12 protein-coding genes are annotated in these 17,045 nt (G+C 62.5%); 6 read left to right on the forward strand and 6 right to left on the reverse strand.

The window, feature by feature from the left end:
- Together NZH93_RS49200 and NZH93_RS49205 are read left to right on the forward strand one after the other, a co-directional pair.
- Positions 1 to 1,184, forward strand: a 1,184-nt coding sequence (locus NZH93_RS49200; RefSeq protein WP_505011387.1) for an NsdA family TPR-like regulatory protein, incomplete at its 5' end; no start/stop codon positions are given.
- 7 nt (positions 1,185 to 1,191) lie between these two features.
- Positions 1,192 to 1,749, forward strand: a complete 558-nt coding sequence (locus NZH93_RS49205) for an NUDIX domain-containing protein (RefSeq protein ID WP_259630302.1) — start codon at positions 1,192 to 1,194, stop codon at positions 1,747 to 1,749.
- A gap of 229 nt (positions 1,750 to 1,978) precedes the next feature.
- On the opposite strand, the gene NZH93_RS49210 is transcribed toward NZH93_RS49205, so the two are convergent.
- The 4 genes from NZH93_RS49210 to NZH93_RS51400 all read right to left on the reverse strand — a co-directional run bounded on the left by NZH93_RS49210 (position 1,979) and on the right by NZH93_RS51400 (position 5,444).
- Positions 1,979 to 2,104, reverse strand: a complete 126-nt coding sequence (locus tag NZH93_RS49210; protein WP_259630303.1) for a hypothetical protein — start codon at positions 2,102 to 2,104, stop codon at positions 1,979 to 1,981.
- Between the two features lie 154 nt (positions 2,105 to 2,258).
- Positions 2,259 to 4,070, reverse strand: coding sequence for a tetratricopeptide repeat protein (locus tag NZH93_RS49215; protein ID WP_259630304.1), 1,812 nt, complete (start codon positions 4,068 to 4,070; stop codon positions 2,259 to 2,261).
- On the reverse strand, positions 4,067 to 5,137 hold the full coding sequence (locus NZH93_RS49220; RefSeq protein WP_259630305.1) for a protein kinase family protein: 1,071 nt from the start codon (positions 5,135 to 5,137) through the stop codon (positions 4,067 to 4,069). Before NZH93_RS49220 ends, NZH93_RS49215 begins: the two co-directional genes overlap by 4 nt.
- A gap of 10 nt (positions 5,138 to 5,147) precedes the next feature.
- Positions 5,148 to 5,444 carry a helix-turn-helix domain-containing protein gene (locus NZH93_RS51400; protein WP_372507048.1) on the reverse strand — a complete coding sequence of 99 codons (297 nt, stop codon included), beginning with the start codon at positions 5,442 to 5,444 and terminating at the stop codon, positions 5,148 to 5,150.
- A gap of 1,202 nt (positions 5,445 to 6,646) precedes the next feature.
- Between NZH93_RS51400 and NZH93_RS49225 the strand changes: the two genes are divergently transcribed.
- The 4 genes from NZH93_RS49225 (at position 6,647) to NZH93_RS49240 (ending at position 13,988) form a co-directional block, all read left to right on the forward strand.
- Positions 6,647 to 8,749 (forward strand): ATP-binding protein, encoded by a 2,103-nt coding sequence (locus NZH93_RS49225; RefSeq protein ID WP_259630306.1) that lies wholly within the window; start codon positions 6,647 to 6,649, stop codon positions 8,747 to 8,749.
- 10 nt (positions 8,750 to 8,759) lie between these two features.
- Complete coding sequence (locus tag NZH93_RS49230; RefSeq protein ID WP_259630307.1) at positions 8,760 to 12,278, forward strand: tetratricopeptide repeat-containing protein; 3,519 nt, start codon at positions 8,760 to 8,762, stop codon at positions 12,276 to 12,278.
- 10 nt (positions 12,279 to 12,288) lie between these two features.
- Entirely contained in the window at positions 12,289 to 13,401 is a 1,113-nt protein-coding gene (locus NZH93_RS49235) for a hypothetical protein (RefSeq protein WP_259630308.1), read from the forward strand.
- Between the two features lie 89 nt (positions 13,402 to 13,490).
- A complete protein-coding gene (locus tag NZH93_RS49240; RefSeq protein ID WP_259630309.1) occupies positions 13,491 to 13,988 on the forward strand; it encodes a hypothetical protein in 498 nt (165 codons plus the stop codon).
- Here the strand turns inward: NZH93_RS49240 and NZH93_RS49245 are convergent, their stop codons facing one another.
- Together NZH93_RS49245 and NZH93_RS49250 are read right to left on the reverse strand one after the other, a co-directional pair.
- The gene (locus tag NZH93_RS49245) at positions 13,989 to 14,420 is read right to left on the reverse strand and encodes an ASCH domain-containing protein (protein WP_259630310.1); all 432 of its coding nucleotides are present in this window, start codon (positions 14,418 to 14,420) and stop codon (positions 13,989 to 13,991) included.
- A 106-nt stretch (positions 14,421 to 14,526) separates the two neighbouring features.
- Complete coding sequence (locus tag NZH93_RS49250) at positions 14,527 to 16,611, reverse strand: GNAT family N-acetyltransferase (RefSeq protein ID WP_259630311.1); 2,085 nt, start codon at positions 16,609 to 16,611, stop codon at positions 14,527 to 14,529.
- Positions 16,612 to 17,045: the final 434 nt, after the last annotated feature.

Here is a 17,045-nt window from a genome sequence, read left to right on the forward strand (position 1 = left end):
CACCGAAGGTGCCCTACCGGGATCTGCTCTGCGAGCTGTACGGCAAATCGGCCGAAGAACTCGGTATCTCGACCGCACCGCCACAGGCCCGGTCAGATATCGGGCTTATCTACGCGCCGTCGCTGGCCGACACCCTGAGCACGATCAACAACCTGGCTCTGTTCGACGCCCAGCGTCACCCAGGTGTGGTCACCGGCCACTTCTCCGAAGAGGCGATCTACGCGGCGTGCCTGGACTGGTTGTTCAGCTCGGCGAGTGGCGACAAGAACAGCGCGACGTCGAGCCAGGTGACCAGCCGGGATGTGGACGAGATCGCCGCGACCACTGTCATGTTCGACAAAATGGACAGGTCATTCGGTGGAGAGCAGAGCCGTGACCTGGCCGTGAAGTACCTGCACGACCACGTGGTGCCCAAACTCAGCGGCGCCTACGACGACCGGATCGGCCGCGACCTGTTCCATGCAGCCGCGGTGCTTTGCGAGGTCATCGGGTACATGGCGTACGACGCGGACAAGCACGCGCTTGCTCAGCGGTACTTCATCCAGTCACTACGACTGGCCAAGGAAGCCGACGACCCCGCCTACGGCGCATACGTGCTCACCACGATGAGCCACCAGGCGATGTACCTCGGTCGAACCCGTGAGGCCTTGCGCCTGGCCCAGGCTGCCGGGCAGAGCTACACCGGCACGCACGTGATGGTCGTGCAGACCGAAGCTGCGATGCACGAGGCACGAGCGCACGGAGCCCTTGGCGACGGAAACGCGGCAGCACGAGCACTGCTCAAAGCCGAACGGGCGTTCGCTCAACAGGTTCCCGGCACCGGCCCCGATTGGGCTGCTCATTGGGGTGACACAGTGTTCGCCGCATTCGCTGGTGAGACCTGGCTCGACCTCGGGAACGCCGCTCAGGCAAGGCCGCACCTGGCGATGGCGGCAGCGGACTCCAAGGGACAACCGCGCCGAGTCGTCTATAGCTCAGGGCAGCTCGCAAAACTGTCCTTGCTCGAAGGCGACGCCGAGCAGGCAGTGAAGTACGCGATGACGGCGGCCGATGCCGCTATCGGTCTCAACTCGAAACGCTCGCATCAGGTGGTGCGTGATCTGCGTGGGGAGTTCGAGCAGCGCAAAGGCGTCGAACCCCTCCAAAACTTTCTGACCCGAGCACATGACCTGTCAGCGGAATGAGGCGAACGTGAAGACCGATCCACACCCGCAGAGCGCCGGTGACCCAGTGACGTTTGCCGAAGACGTGGCACTGGAGGGTCCGCCCGAGGTGGAGTTCAACCCTGGAATTGCGTCCCGTCTCCCTGCGAAGAGTTCAGCCGGTGGTGCGCTGCTCCGGGACGGCCAGGGACGAATCTTGTTCGTGGTTCCCAACTACAAGCCCGTACTCGATATCCCTGGCGGCATCACCGACGACAACGAATCACCGAAGGCAGCGTGCCAGCGCGAGGTGTCGGAAGAACTCGGCTTGCGCTTGGAGCTGGGCAGGCTCCTGGTGGTGGACTGGGTGCCCCGCAACGGCGTTTGGCGCGATAGCCACCAGTTCATCTTTGACGGGGGAGTGCTCACCGACGAGCAGGCCGCAGCCGTACAGGTTCACGACGAGGAACTGGGCGGTCTGAGGTTCCTTCCTCTTGACGTGGCTGCGCCGCAGATTCACCCGTCATTGCTCCGCAGGCTCGAACTAGCCCTTACTGCCGCAGACTCCGGCCAGACCATTTACGCGGAGTTCGGCCGACCCCTCTGACCTGGTGTGTTCAGAGTTTCTTTTCTTCATCAAGGCGGCCCCCTCCGGGGGCCGCTGGCCGTTGGTGCCCGTTCCGACGACGGAGACCGACGCCCCAAGCCCTCTGTCCCGCCCAAGGCCGCCTGGCGGCGTCCGGGCGGGGCAGGCGAGGAAGGGCGCCGGTCGCCATCGCCGGAGGAGGCACGGCCAGCGTCCCCCGGAGGAAGCCGCAGTGAACACCAGTCCAGTTCTAGGACATGCCCTCGCCGGGCGGCAGGTCTCCGAGATGGTGGGACGGCGTCGAGAGCTCGCGTTCCAGCGGGGCCGGGGCACGCACCATCTCGTCGACCTCCCCGAGGGCAACCACACGCGTCAAGGGGGCCGACCCAGCGCACGCTCCTGTGTGGACGGATGAGCCCCCTTGACACGCGCGGTTGGGGCGAGCCAGGTCGACGAGATGGTGCGAGGCCCCTTGGTTTCTAGAGTGCGGCACCACATGTAAGCAGCTTTGCTAAATCTGGCTCGCATAACTATTCAATCTCTAGTGGCCATTCCCAGCCTCGTCGTTCTGCTCCTGCTTGCAGCAGGCGGAAATGTGGCCTGTCCATCCAATCGTCGGGGAGGCTAGTTGGAGGGAGGGCTTGTGCAAGAATCGAGTTTCTTTCTGGGCAGTTCAGAATGCCAAGTTGACGCAATGCCATGGCTTGATGCAATGTCATTAGAGCGCGGAAGATTTGACCATCCTCTGCGGAATCGGCCATCTCGGCAGCCAATCGGTAGAGGCGCATTCCGGACTCAAGATTTCCCGACGCAACCTCTACAAGTCCTGCTGTAGCCTTAAGGTAGAAGCTGCTTTTGACTGCTTGGCTTGATTCTTTTAGTATCTTTCTTGCAATATCCGCTCGCCCGCAAAGAGTTAGCGAGTGGGCGATGTTGTTTAGGGCGCTGGATGACTTCGCGAATCGCGCAGCTACCTTTACTGCTTGCGGCTCATTCCTGCTACCATCGGGGATGAGTTGTCCTCGAAACATGAGCGCGATCGACGCGGCCTGAGGATTAAAAGGCTCGGCCTCGCTCCATGCGTCCGCAAAAGAGAGTGCGTCGTCGAACCTTCCTTCAAGGTATGCAAGGCGAAGGTTCAATTCTGATAGCCGCTCCTGGGTATTCTTGGGCGCGAGTCTGTCGAGATACTTTCGGAGTTCGGCAGAGTTAGCGACTCGATGTGCGTTAGCGGCAAACATTTCTACGAGCGCCACATTGTCAGGAGACCTCTTTATTGCGGTGCGAATCTTATGTAGGACTTCCGATTCGGCATCTTTCTTTGGCCTATTTTTCCTGGAGGGTTCGAGTATTTCAAGGTTTGTTTGAATTGCTTCGACGTACTCGACATCTCCGATTTCTTTGGATGCGGCGAGAGCCCGCCGAAGTGCTCTAACTGCAGGCTCATGACGCTCAAGCGCAAGTTCAACCCTGGCTCGCATCATCAGAAGATCCGGAGTTTCAATGACACCACCGGAGCGAATAAAATTGATCTCGGTAAATACTGCTTGGTACTGCCCAGTGGCAAAAAGGAGCTCTAGTAGTGCAAAACTGATATCTTTACGTGAGGGTGCTATTCTGGAAGCTTGTCGCGCGTGTCGAATCGCTTTCTTTGTGGAGCCTAGATGCCAGAAAGCGAATGCCATGTTCAGGGTGATATTTGGATCTCCGGGCGCGGCTTGCGCGGCGACTCTTAGTTCGCGAAGTGCCATCTGAGGCTTTGATTGTTGCAAGTAAATATAACCGCGTAGGCTTGCAGACTCGGCGGATTCTACAGATTCAAGAAGTGTGAGAGCAAGGTCGTAGTCTCTCTGTTCTGCGGCAATGCTTGCGCGAAGCTTCGAGAGAATGTAGTGCGTTGGAAGGCGATCTATCCAGCGGGCTGCGCTCTCAACTTCGCCTAGTTGAAGCATTACCCGCAGTACTGCGGTTGCGCTGGAATGGTCGAATAATTCCAGACCGTTGCTCGCAATATCTCTTTCAACTTTTTGCAACGTTTCTTGAGCGGAATGTTTCGCTTCATCAAACATGCCAGCAGCCAACTGGGCGTGTGCGAGCCTGGCTTGAGCTATGGAGGATGAGCGACCACTCTCGATGAGATGCTGTGCATACGATCGAGCAGAAGTGATCCAAGAACTAACCGCATTGGTGAGTATATCCTCATCTTGTGTAGTCTTTCGAAATCCCTCAGCAATCACAAAGGATGCCTCATCTCCTCTATTTCCAGGGCGAACTGGAGAAGAGATCAATGGTTCTATCATGGTGACCGGTGGTTGATCCACTAGTTGGCCGAGTGCATTCACGACGGTCCCCTCCGAGGTTTAGCGCCTCGCACTCTTGCATCAGTGTCAAGTTGCCTAATCATTATGTCAGCCTGATTTATCAACCACTCCAGGCCCGTCAACCTCGGCGCTCGTTTTCCAAGGCCTGTGCGTGGAAGACGATTCTTTGGTTCGGGGTTGCAGAGTTGTCTTATAAGTTCGATGCTTTTTCTTCGAATAGGTGTAGGTGTGGCAGCGCCGAATGTGGCGAAAGCATCTTCATATTTACCTTGCAGTCCCGCAAGGTCTATAGTGGAGTTTGCTCTCATTCGAGCAGCCGCGCCCATCACCATGTTTGGCTCAACGCCAAGTGCGAAACTGGTTACTGCCTGACCTGTTGTAAGTTCGAACAAGAGCGATCCGAGACCGTATAGATCTGCTTGTTTGTGACCAGCTGGAGTATCATCTCCCTGAAAGAGGAGAAATTCTGGAGGAGCAAACCGCATATCCCCACGTCCTGCAAGATATTCTAACGGTTGACCAGTTGGAGGCTTTCCGAGATCGCGTGAGCGTCCAAGGTCCGCCACTTTGCAGTCTGAAATTCCATGACTCTTAAGGAAAAGGAGACAGTTTTCACTTTTCAGGTCTCTATGTACGATATTCTTGAGATGCATCTGATGCACCCCTCGTACGACGGCGCGCCAGATGTTGAGTCTTTCTCTCCAGCTCAATTCGGACAAGTTGTCAATTATCTCATCGAGCGATCCTGAAGAGAGCTCAAGAACGTGAAAACGGATCGGAATATCGACTTGAATTCCGCTTACGGGATGGCTAAGGCCGACTGATGTTTCTCCGGTGGCGATAAAATCAACAACGTTTGATGACTTTTTTAGAGCTTTTAGGAGTATCCCTTCTCGCTCGAATTCTTGCACATCTTTTAGTGCAGAATTTGGTTTCAAAACTTTAAGCGCGACGACACGTTTTTTGTCAGCACTTTCGCCTTCAAATACGAGCCCAAACCCTCCTCCACCTCGAAGATTTCCCACCGTGTACTCATCCAGAGTGACGCTTTGCACGAGGTTGACCCATGCCGCGTTCTGGTCGCTCAAGGCTCACACCTTAGTCTGAATTTCCGTATTTTCGGCGGAGTATGTCGATCTCTTCTGGGTGTGCTTGCAAGATCTCTACGATATCGCCGGGGACTCGGCCCTCAGCGAGATTCACTAGATCGGGTGATACTCCGTAGTAGTTGGCCAACTTCTTGGTCAAGTCAGCGGTAGCTCGACGCTCTCCCCTCTCTAAGCGTGAAAGATGGGACGGCGCTAGCCCAAGGTCGTCCGACGCCATGCGAAGCGATCGCCCTTGCTGACTGCGCAACCTCCGTAGAAGACTCGCGGCAGTTCCCTCTTCCTCCATGTCAAGACGATACCTAGTGTTGCCTAAGTTGGCAACACAAGGGCGTCGGTGGAAGTTGCCTGGTAGGCGCGTTGTGTCGTTGGCTTGCTGGTCTGGATGGGCAGGCTCAGTTGAACGTTGCCCGCGTGATCTTGGAAATCTCTCGTAGTGCCGCCAGGCGTGCGTAGGGGTGTTTGCAGGCGATGGGGCTGGCGGAAGTTGGAGCCGCAGGCGAGGTGGGTGTGGTCAGCGAGAAGTCGGCAAATGTGTTGGCACCAGATGCGATAGTGCGGCATTTTGGGCCCAAAGCTCCCTTGTGTGGCAAGGCTTGGTCGACCACGCTACCTGCTGAACCCGCGTTGACACGGTAATTGTTGTCGAGGGTGCGTCCCTGTCGACGCGACTGAAGGACAGGACCGCCACTGGGGACCACCTGGGGACCGAACGACTGCTTGCGCTGGTTGAGAGCTGCACGATACTGAACGTTGTGCATCATGTTCGACGTAGCTTGACGTGCGCAAACGTGTAGTCCCTTGATCTGGGGGTCAAGGGGTCGCAGGTTCGAATCCTGTCGTCCCGACGGTCTGAATCAGCCCGCTGATTCTGGGTAAAAGCCCAGGTCGGCGGGCTTTTTCGTGTGCTCGTATTGATCTTGTGGTGACCGTCCACAATGGTCTGTACTGATCGGTAACACGGCTAATGGGAGGATTTTGGGAGGATCGCGTTGTCCAGGGCGAAATGCGGTCGCGTTAGCGGAAGTTAATCGCCGCCACGATTGGGTGACGTTGGCGGTATGCCCCTTGGCTTGATCGGTGGTCGCGCAGGTTCGAATCCCCGGCGGGAGTACCAAAGGATGGGAACAGGGCTGACCAGCGGTTTACTCAGGCAGCCTGGTCGTGGAGTCGTCGTTCGGCCTGCTCGCGCCCGAGTAGTGGTCTGGGGACGGGTCACTCCGACCTGTCCCCGCCACGGGATGCCGACGGCGTCCTTGCGGAACTGCTCGGGGCACTTCGACTTGCCTGACACGGGGAACATCCTTCCCCAGAGCGTTGTCTGGGATCAGGGCGTCCGGTCTAGGGGGACAACTTCACATGACGTGGTCACGGAGGCACGTCGACCAGCCATGTGAGGTGAACAGGACCTGAAAGGCCGAAGCGTCGCGCCGGACCCGGCGCGACGATGGAGTTCGGCAGGCGCGGTCGGGGCCACTTGTCTGGAGAAGCATGTCCGACGACATACGCAACCTGGTTCGGTCGGATCAGGTCGGCACGGCGATTCAGGTGGGCGTCGTGCACGGGGATCTGCACGTGACGGGTGCGCAGCCGCTCAGGACTCCGAGACAGCTGCCAATGGCGCCACGCTGGCATGTAGCCCGCAAGCATGAGCTCGGCGAACTGACGGCTGCATTGGATGAGAGACGACCACCCCTGGTCGTCATCGAGGGCGCCGGAGGAGTCGGCAAGACGACGCTGGTGCTGCACTGGGCGCATCACCACGCAGACCGGTTCCCGGACGGACAACTCTTCGCCAACCTCAGGGGTTTCGACCCACAAGCCGCTCCAGCCAGGCCTGCCACGGTATTGCGCGGGTTCCTCACCGTGCTCGGAGTCGAGCCCGCCGTGATCCCCGCAGATCCGGACGCCGCTGCCGCCCTCTTTCGCAGCGCGGTGGCGGACCGGCGGATGATGATCGTGCTGGACAACGCGAGGGACACCGATCAGGTAGCGCCACTATTGCCTGGAACGCCGTCGTGCGCGGTGCTGGTGACGACGAGAATGCAGCTGTCCTCATTGCGCGTCCAGGGAGCCCACGTCGTGCGGCTTGAGGCGATGGACGAGTCTGACGCCTCGGCGCTACTCAGCCGGTTGTTGCCGGCCCATGCCGCCGAGAGGGAGTCCGAAGCGATGTCGGCGATCGTGCGCACGTGTGGTGGGCTACCGCTCGCGCTGGCGATCGCCTCGGCCAGGGTTGCGGCGCACCCCGAATTCCCGATGTCGGTTCTCGCCGACGAACTGGACGACGAGACGACGAGACTGAGCGCGTTCGACGCCGACGACGAGTCCGCGAGCCTGAGAGTGGTGCTGTCCTGGTCGTCCGCGTCGCTGAACGACCGGCTGGGACGAGCGTTCGGACTGCTCGGTGTCGCGCCGTTGGGCGAGATCAGCGTCGATGCGGCGGCGTGCCTGTGGGCGGTGCCTTCTCACGAGGCGGCCGCGATGTTCCGCTCGCTGGAGGCGGCGAATCTGGTGCGCCAGCACGTTCCCCGAAGGTTCCAGATGCATGATCTGGTGCGCCTGCACGCCGCCGAACTGCAGTCCGGGGCGGAGTCGGCATGGGCGCTGCGGCGGCTGGTGGCGTTCTACGCACACACTGTCAGGACCGCCGACATCCTGCTATATCCGCACCGGCACGCCTTCGAAGTTCCTGCTCTGCCGGACGGTTGCCACCCCTTGTACCTGACCGACGAAGCCGCAGCGGTCACGTGGTTCGGCGCGGAGCACACGTTGATCGCCGTCGTGCACCGGATCGCGGCCGACCGCAAGTGGTACGAGGTGGTGTGGCACATCGCCCACGGGCTGGATACCTACCAGTATCGGCTCGGTCTGCTAGCGGAGAATGTGGCGTCGTCGCGTCTCGGACTGGAGGCGGCCATGGCGATCGGCTCCGTGCGGTTGCGCGCGTCGTCGTTGCGTCAACTCGGACGCGCCTGCACCCGCGCGGGCGATCTTGACGAGGCCGGGCGATGCCTGACTCAGGCGTTGAACCTCGAAGAAGAAGCCGGGTTCGTGATGGGGCAGGCGCACACCCACCATGATCTGCAACGGGTCCTGTCATTGCGGGGTGAGCACGAACAGGCGTTGCAGCACGCCATCTCCGCGATGGAGTTCTACAGGGCGGAGAGCAATCCCGTCGGCGAGGCGCACGCCCTCAACGCGCAGGGCTGGCAGCACGCACAGCTTGAGAACTTTGTACTTGCCCATGAGTGCTGCGAACGGGCCTTGGCGCTTCACAGCGCGCACGGCAACGTCAGCGGCCAGGCAAGCACCTTGGACGCGTTGGGACACATCGCTCGTCGGGACAGCCGCCTGGATCAAGCAGCGGAGCACTTTGCGGCAGCCGTGCGACAGGCGAAGCAGCTCGGTAACCTCTTCGCTGAAGCCGAGTACACCGAGCATCTGGCCGACGTCCTCGCATACCAGGGAGACGCGGAGAAAGCACACCGAATGCTGCGCGTGGCGTACGATCTCTTCCTATCCCAGCATCGAATCGGCGATGCGGATCGTGTGCGGGTGCGATTGTCCGGGGAAGGCTCCGCGAAAGGCTAGATCGATCTCGATGAAAAGCGCGAAAGTCAAGAACGGTCAGCCGTCAGAACCCGCGTTGGGCGTTGTGCGCGCGGCGCTCACCAGCCTCATCACAGGCCACCCGGTCCTTGGTCTCGCCGGGTCGGTAGCTCGGCTGCGCGTCGAACCGGTGGGCGCGGGCACGTCAGTTCACATCGATGTCGCTGGCCTCAAACCGGGTCCTGGTAGGCTCGACGTGCGCGTCCTGCCTGCTGAAGTGGATGACGACGCGATCGCCGAGCTGATGGACTCCGCGCCGCTGGATGTAGCGACCGTGCTGGCTGTGGTGGGCGAAGGACCTTCGAACGCGCCGAGCTCCATGATCAAAGCCCTGCGTTTGTTGGTTCGCACGGCACGTACCACGGAAACGGTCGATGAATTCGTCGGTGCTATATTGCGCGCGGATCGAAGATCGTCAGCGCAGCGAGTTCTCAGTGTTCTCAAGGGTCACGCTTCCACTGATCACCAGCGTCGCCTTCTCCACACGAAGTTCCGCCGCATGTGGATTCCGCGGCCAGTGGAATTCGAGGACCACCTCAGGGTCCGGCCGGGTCAGCCGGACCAGACCGCGCAGGTCAGCCGGCTGGCCGACGAGATCGTTCGGGAGTGGCCTCGCCCCGCCGACATCTCCGCCGAAGCCCGCGAGGAGGCGCGCCAGGTCGAGCGCGTGTTCGTGGTGCCGCAACTGGGCAGTCCCGCCGAGAACGTGACGCGACGATCCGTGGTGGAAGACCTGGCAGCGCGCTTCGCCGATCCTCGTGGTTCGGTATGCGCGGCGATCGTCGCCACGTCGGGCATGGGCAAGTCCGCGCTGGCCGTCCGGCTGTGCCACCTGCTGGAGGAGAACTACCGCGTCGTCGGCTGGCTCTCCGCCGACGACGCCACGGCGTGGCGGGCGTCCGTCTCGCTGCTCGCCGAACGGCTCGGTCTGACGGAGGACGACCCCGCACATGTCTTCGACGCGCTGGTCGAGCACGGCCCGGCCCTGATAGTGGTGGACGACGCCCCGGAGCCCGCGCTGCTCGCCACGTCGCTGCCGTCGAGGCCGGGGCTGCACGTGCTCGTCACCTCTCAGTCGGTGCGCTGGAGGTCGGCCGCCCACGTCGTGGAGTTGGATCCGCTGACCGTCGGTGAGTCAGTCGACTACCTGCTGGCCCGCACCGGTGCGGAGGACGAGGACCTGGCACGCGCCGTCGCGGAGAGGGTGAGCGGCCATCCGTTCGCACTCGAGCAAGCCGCTGCCGCCGTCGTGGACGGGATCTCCCTGCGTGGGTGGCTGGAACGCCATCACGAGAAGGTTTCCGCGCCGCATTCGGCCTGGCAGGTGCGTATCGGTTTGCTGCGAGAACACCATGCCGACGCGCTGGCCGTGTTGCAGATTATCTCGTGCGCTGGCAAAGGCGCGGTGCCCGCCGAACTCCTCGCCGGGCTTCGCGAAGATCCTGATGACGAGGTCACTCTGTTGTGCAGGGACACGGCACGACGTGACGCCGCAGTCACCGAACTGCGTTCACAGGGCCTGATCCGCACCGGTGCCGACGAGGAAACGCTGCTCGTGCACCCGCTGCTCGCCGAGCTGATCAGGGACGACCCCAGGTTCGACATCGGGCACGCCGCGCTGGAGGTCGGCGCGGCGGCGGGCGACCTGATCCGTGAACTCAACGTCGACGACACGACCCAGTGGTCCCGCGTGCTGGGGCTGAGCAGCGCGGCGGTCGCGGCGTCCCGGCTCGTCCAACGTGAACGCGAACGCGATCCGCGCCTGCTCTCCGCGGATCGTGCACAGCGGTACGCGAATCACGCCCTGTGGCTTCCCGCCGCCTACCTCCACGAGCGCGGAAACGCGCGCGGTGCGTATCGGGCGCGTCTGCTCGCAATCGCCCTGCACGGTGACAAGGTGGCGGCCGCCGCGGTACGTGACTGGTCCGGCGACGTGTCGGACACGTTCACCGACCTCGACCCGGCGGAGATCGTGCCGGCCGGGGAGTTGGGCCAGGTCGCCCGCGGGCTGCGCAGCCAGTCGGTGGCGCGCTGGCTCAACGAGAACTCGGTCCTGATCTCCGACGTGGACATGCCCGCCGCCGAGGCGTACAGCCGCCGTGCCCTGGAGATCATGCCGCGACGAGCGCCAAGCCCTGCTCCCGAAACGGCGGACGATGTCCCGTGGCGTGAGCGCGTGCGCGTCGAGATCCTCGACAACCTCGGTTTCCTGGTGTCGCTGGGACCGCGGCGTCAGGAGGCGTTGCGGATCTTCGACGCCGGGCTGCGGTTGCAACTGTCCTTTCCGGACGGAGAGAATGACGGCAAGTACACCGAGCTCGTCAACGACCGGGCACTCGTGCTCATGGAGAACGGGCACTACGTCGATGCGAGGACCGAGTTCACCCGTGCTCTGGAGACCTCGCTTGACCACCTCGATCCCAGCGTCGAGCACAACATCGGGAACAACGTCGCCAGAACCGAGCACCTCACCTGGCTTCTTCGCGCCGCGCACGAACGCCTTCGTCGCGGGCTCGACTTCCTCCTGGACCGGCACTCGCCTCAGGACAGCAGCGTCCTGATCCAGCAGTGCAACCTGGGACTGGTCGCCTACGACCTGGGCTTCACCGGCGAAGGGTTCGAACTGGTGCACGGCAGCTGGAAAACCGCGGCGGACCGGCTCGGCGAGAACGACCGCGAGACGATGATCCGCCGGATGATGCTCGCCGATCTGCAGGTCTTCCGCGGCGAGTTCGCGGACGCCAACGAGGCGGTGCTCGCCGACCTCCGCCTCACCCCGACGAACGACGGGACGGAGTCGGTGTGGGTTCCGCTGCGCCGAGTGCAGTCGGCGTGGCTCACGGGTGTTGCCGCTCTTCCGCCTGGCACCGCTCGAAAACTGGCCCAAGAGCTCGCAGAGGCCTTTGGAGATCGCGGCGTGCACGCCGCTCTCGCCCTGGACTTCCACACCGCGTGGGCACTGGCGGGGAGCGGTGAATCGGACGGGAACGACGTTCGTACGGCGGCGCACGCCGTGCGCATGCGCGAAGCCTCTGTCGGCGCCGCACACCCGACCGCCTTGCTCGCCCGCGCACGGCACGCACTCCTGCGTTCCGACGTGACAGGCCGGCCGTTGCGGGCCAGCGCGGTTCGCCCGCTGCTAGACAGCCTTGACTCTTTGCACGGCCCGGCGGCTGGCGGCTTCGGCGCTGATCTTGCGAGGCATGGCCAGCCACCCGTGGATCCGGCACGACCTGGCTGGGAGGCGGGCAGGCTCATGCACCTGCTCGCAGACGAAGTCGTGGATCTGGATGCGGGCGAACAGCTCTGCTGGCAGGCCAACGCGGGCAAGCTGGCCGCTCTCGCCAAGCTGCCGGACGCGGAGATCCCCCTTCAGGAAGCCGCGTCGGGAAGCGCGGCGTTGTACGGCCAGTACCATCCGTGGACCCTGCTGCGGAAGGCGACCGCGGCCATTGCCGTTGGCGACACCGAGCAGTTGCGAACGGTGCTCACCGATCCACTTTGGACGTAGGAAGCGAGACATGGACAAGCTGCCAGTGTTCGTCACGTGGGCGCACGCCGACTACCGGGCATCAGCCCAACAGACGCAGGCGTGGAAGACGACGGTGTACGACTTCGTGCACCTGCTCGGGAAATACGTCCAGGTCGATGCGGATCTTTTCCACTACACGGATGTCGGAATGGACTGGACGGTGTACGGCCCGCGTGCCGTCGAGGCGGCCGACACAGTCCTAATGATCAGCAGCAAGGCCTTCTGGGAGCGGTGGAAGGGAGAGAACCGGCCGGACGAGGGTGCCGGTGCGGTGCGGGAGATGGACGCGCTGAAAGGCGTCTTCAACCGCGATCAGCAGGAGTTTCAGCGCAAGGCGGTGATCGTGCTGCTGCCAGGGGAGTCGGACGCCCTCATCCCGAACGAACTGCACCGCGTCGCGTGGTTCAAGGTCACCAGCATCGATCTGGCCGGTGTCGAGACGTTGCTGCGCAGGTTGCTGGGCGTGCCACTGCACGCGCAGAACGGCGAGAAGATCCGGCCCGACCTGCCCCGGTACCAGCCTGGCAGCGGACCTCGAAAGGACGGTCCGGCTTTCGGCATGCCAGCCGACAGGGCTGATTTGTTGAAGGAGCAACGCGCGCAGCGCCGATCGGGACAGGAGCCGCACGACGTCGGGCAGGCAGTGAAGGAAGCTCTGCAGGCTCGGCTGCCTAAGGTGCAGCCCGAGACCTTCAGCAAGTTCCAGGAGCTTCAGAACGTCTACGAGTACCTGGCGACCAGTCTCCGAGATGCTGGCGACCAGCTCGCCAAATCGGGTTTTCCTACGTCGGTGCGGCGAACGGATGAGCGGATCACGCTGCGCGTCGAACGCTTGGGTAGCACTGTCTACGCGCTCGACATCATGTTTGGAAGAGGGCTGGGCCATGATGACCAACTGACGTTCAGCTTCAGCGGCGGCAGCGGTTACAACGCTTGGCTAGAGGCGGTCTACAACGTAGTAGCGCAGCGTCCGGCCGTGAGAGTGTTCGACCTGTCGTTGCTCTCGAACTTCGGTGGATCTGATGGGGTCATGTCGAAAGAAGAATTCTTTCAAAAGTTGTGGGATCGAATCGTCGAGACCGTCGAGCGTCAAGTTCGATAGTGAGACTTCTGTGTTGAAGGCTTGTGATGACGGGTTGATCGCGCAGGCATCAAAGCGCACGAGGCAGCGTCGGTGAGCAGGCAGGCGAGTTGAGCGACGTCGGTTCGGTTGCCTCTCGCCAGAGAGGGAAAACACTCCGCCGCCGTAGAACTCTCGCCCAAGCCGCCGTCGACACCGTCACCGGGCGCGCGCTGCGCGAAGCGGTACTGAGCCGCTCATTATATAGCGTGATGCCAACCCTTTATGCTATGCTGGCGGGAGCGCTTCAGCGCACAGGTTTCGGCACCCTCAAGGTTCAAATCCTGGCTTCCGTGGCTCTGCTGTTTTTTGTAACTATTCGCTACTTGATCGTGAATCACTTACAACTAAATAATGGAGGCTCTATGAGTGATGACAACAACAATGAAGTTAGTTGGCAGGACAGATTTCTGGCCTGGGCAGTCCAACTGTTTGAGTTTGTGTGGAACGGAGCCTCGGGAGCAGTGGCAGTGGGTGTCATCTTCGTAAAGCCGTCCGCGTGGGTTGACCGCGGGCGGCTTTTTCGTGCCCAGGCTGAGTTGGTGCTTGACGTTGCGCGAAAGCGCTAATCACAGATGGTGTGTGGACACCAAGTCGCGCAGCTGGACTGGGTCGTCGTCGGATACGAACCTGTAGCTCTGGGGCGGTTGGAATTTGGCGGTGTCCCGCAGCGCGGACAGCGCCCACGGAGTGGCGAGCCTTCGCGGAACGCCCAGGTGGACTGCGGTGGCCGTCTCGGAACCGTCGAAGTATTCGTCGTACTCGGTACGCAACAGCCCGACGTGCTTGCGGTGGCGTCGCCAAATTCGTGCCGGCGTGTCCGTGTCACGGCCGATGAGCACGGCGGTGCCGACGACTGCCATCACCGGCGAACTGGCGTAGAGGATGAGATGCGTCCCGTCAGGAGCGGACAACCGGGTGCGCCGCAGCTCGACGGTCTTGGTGCCGTCCAGGATGGCCTCCGCGAACCGCGGGCGAAGGGACATCAGCAATGGACGCACAGCGGGTGTCCATGCACTCGGTTCCACCGCTGTTGCTGTCACAGGGGATGACCTTAGCGGTCGGCAGGCCTGAAGTGATGTTGCACCACGATAATCGTTGAGAGCATCACTGCTTTGGCCTGTTCGCCAACTCGTAGATCGCGGCGAACGTCGCGGTAGGCATCCGGACAGGCCCCTGGATCCGTTTCGGACCGTCCATCGACTGGATCAGATCGAGGTACTCGGGCCAGCGTATGTGCCGCGGGAACAGCTCGGTGTAAGACACCCGAAGCGCTTGCGCGCTGCCACGTTCTCCTGCAGCGCCATCGATGTCGGCGAACGTGAAGACCCCGTAGTGCGCAAACTGCTCGTGCAGTCCGTCGGGGGTGCCAATGTCGATCGCGTCGAGCAGTGATGTGCCGATGAAGCGGCCGCCGCCGGTGGTGGCGGCCTGCGTCAGGTACCACAAGACGCGGCCCGGGGCCTTGAGAACGCTTGGGTGGTTGCCGCGGTAGTAGACGTGCTCCCTGCCGAGTGCCAATGTCGTCGGTCGGTGGGTGAGGGTCTGCGGTTCACCGAGAAGTTCGGCGCTCCAGCGCGGCTGGATTGCGACGGCGAAGTGGGGCAGGTCGCTGTCGGTGATCTTGGCAGGCCACCAGGTGCGTTCGTACTGTGCTGCCGATTCGGGAGCGAGACGAGGCGGAAGCAAGGCGGCCGGGCCGAGGCCGACCTGGGCTTGTGCGGTGGAGACAGCGGAGCTGACGTGGGCACCGGTTCCGGTGGCCTCGACCACCCAGCTGTACCACGTATCATTGATGCGCTGGTAGTTCTCGTGGCTCGCGGCACGTTCGACAGCAGGAGACAGGTGAGGGTCCTCGACGCCTACGACGTGGGCGCCCTGGCTTCGTGCTTCCAGTCGCAACGTCCAGAGCAGGTAGCGAGCCATGGTGTCGGCGTCCGGGTGGTCCAGGACGCGCAACAGCGGTGCCTTGAGGACGTGGTCGTCAACGATCGACGCGTAGCAGCCGACCGCTGTCCCGTCACTCGCGCGCACGATCGAGTGGGACCGCGGTGCCTGGGCCAGCGCATGCAGGCGGGACTTCAGCTCCTGACGTGTCTCACCGGCACGTCGATCGAGAAAGGTCATGAGCACGGCCTCGGACTGCGCGTTCGCAAGCTCGGTGCTGAACGAGCTGCCCGCGAGCGTCCGAGGCTGATAAGCCACCGAGTGAGCCAGCTCGTCGAGATGAATGACCAGGTGGTGCGGGTCGATTACGCGCAACGCCGCGAGTTCGGGAAATGCCACGAGCCGTGCAACCAGCGGAGCGACCTGGGACCGCAGCCGTTCGTCCCAGGTCAGAAACACCTGGATGCCTGCGGCGGCTGTTTCGGCGAGGTGCCACAGGTCTCCCGAGTCCTGGGCGGTTTGTACGCGGTCGGGTTCGGCTGCGTGAACCGCATCGAGCAGCACGCGGTGCAACTCCTCGGCTCGCTTCGGCCGCCCGCTCGGGCGCCGATATCTCGCGGCGACGTCGGCCAGTCTGCTGCGCGACTCGGCCGAGTGCCGGTCAAGATCGCGTTCGAGTCCGTGCGGCACCACCATCTCGATCCGGTCCGCCACGTCAGGTGCGAGTAGTACCTGGGAGCGCTCCGCCTGGGGATGGTTCCTGCGGGTGTGCAGGTCCATCAGGATGTTGACGTCGATCGCCACAGCCAACTCGGTGGGTTCCTCCACCGGCGTGAACAGGTTGGCGTGCCCGTGGTCGAGCCACCACACCGTCATCGGCGCTTTGTCCTCGCCCCGCCCACGTGCACGCCCGAGGTGTTTGAAGCCGAGCCCACGCCACACCCGCTGGATGTCGGCATAGCTGTCACGGCACTTCGCGCGCACACCCAGCCTTGCCCTGTGCCGGCGGCTCACCTCGTCGACGAGCAGCTGCGCCACACCCTTCTGCCGGAAGTTCTTGTCGACACAGAGGTGTACGAGAGTGACCTCGTTGCGTGGCAGGCGAAACAGCGCATAGCCGACCAGCTCGCCATCCCTGGTCGCTGCAAGCAGGCAGCGTTTGGCCGCGTACTCGAAATACGCTTCTCGCGGGAAGAGACCAAGCGTCTTCTTGGCCGTGTTGCCGAGTTCGACCGCGCGCTCGATCATCGCGGCGTCGGTACCGGCCACGACCTTGATGACCACGTGCGTGGACGTCGTCGACATCATCGCAGTGTGACTCACCTGCACCGATCTCCGCTCGTATGTGCTGATCAGTCACCTGACAGGCCCATTGCAGGCGCACAAGTGTTCAGTGAAGGTCGATCATGGTGCCAGTCGGACTATTCGTTCGCTCAGGACGGAGATGCTGACGCCGGGTAGGGATGCCTGAGTTGCCCATGCCCGGTTCCCTCCTCTGTAACCTGCTGGACGTCATCGATTGCAGCAGACCTCTCCGATCGCCACCAGCGGAGACGACGGGACGATGCTGGCGAGGAGCCTGGGGCGGGGTACCGCCACGGAGGAGCGCAGCTCGTCAGATGCAGTTGCCGCGCCATCCGTCGGAGGTCGAGGCCTTGTTCGGAGGCCAGTGGCGGCGGCATTCCCTCCTGTCGGTTGGTGATCTCGGTACGTGCCGCCGCCCTGGCCGGACCGCGGGG

Origin of the sequence: Umezawaea endophytica, from assembly GCF_025061645.1 — a bacterium.
In the GTDB taxonomy this organism is placed as follows: Bacteria; Actinomycetota; Actinomycetes; order Mycobacteriales; family Pseudonocardiaceae; genus Umezawaea; species Umezawaea endophytica.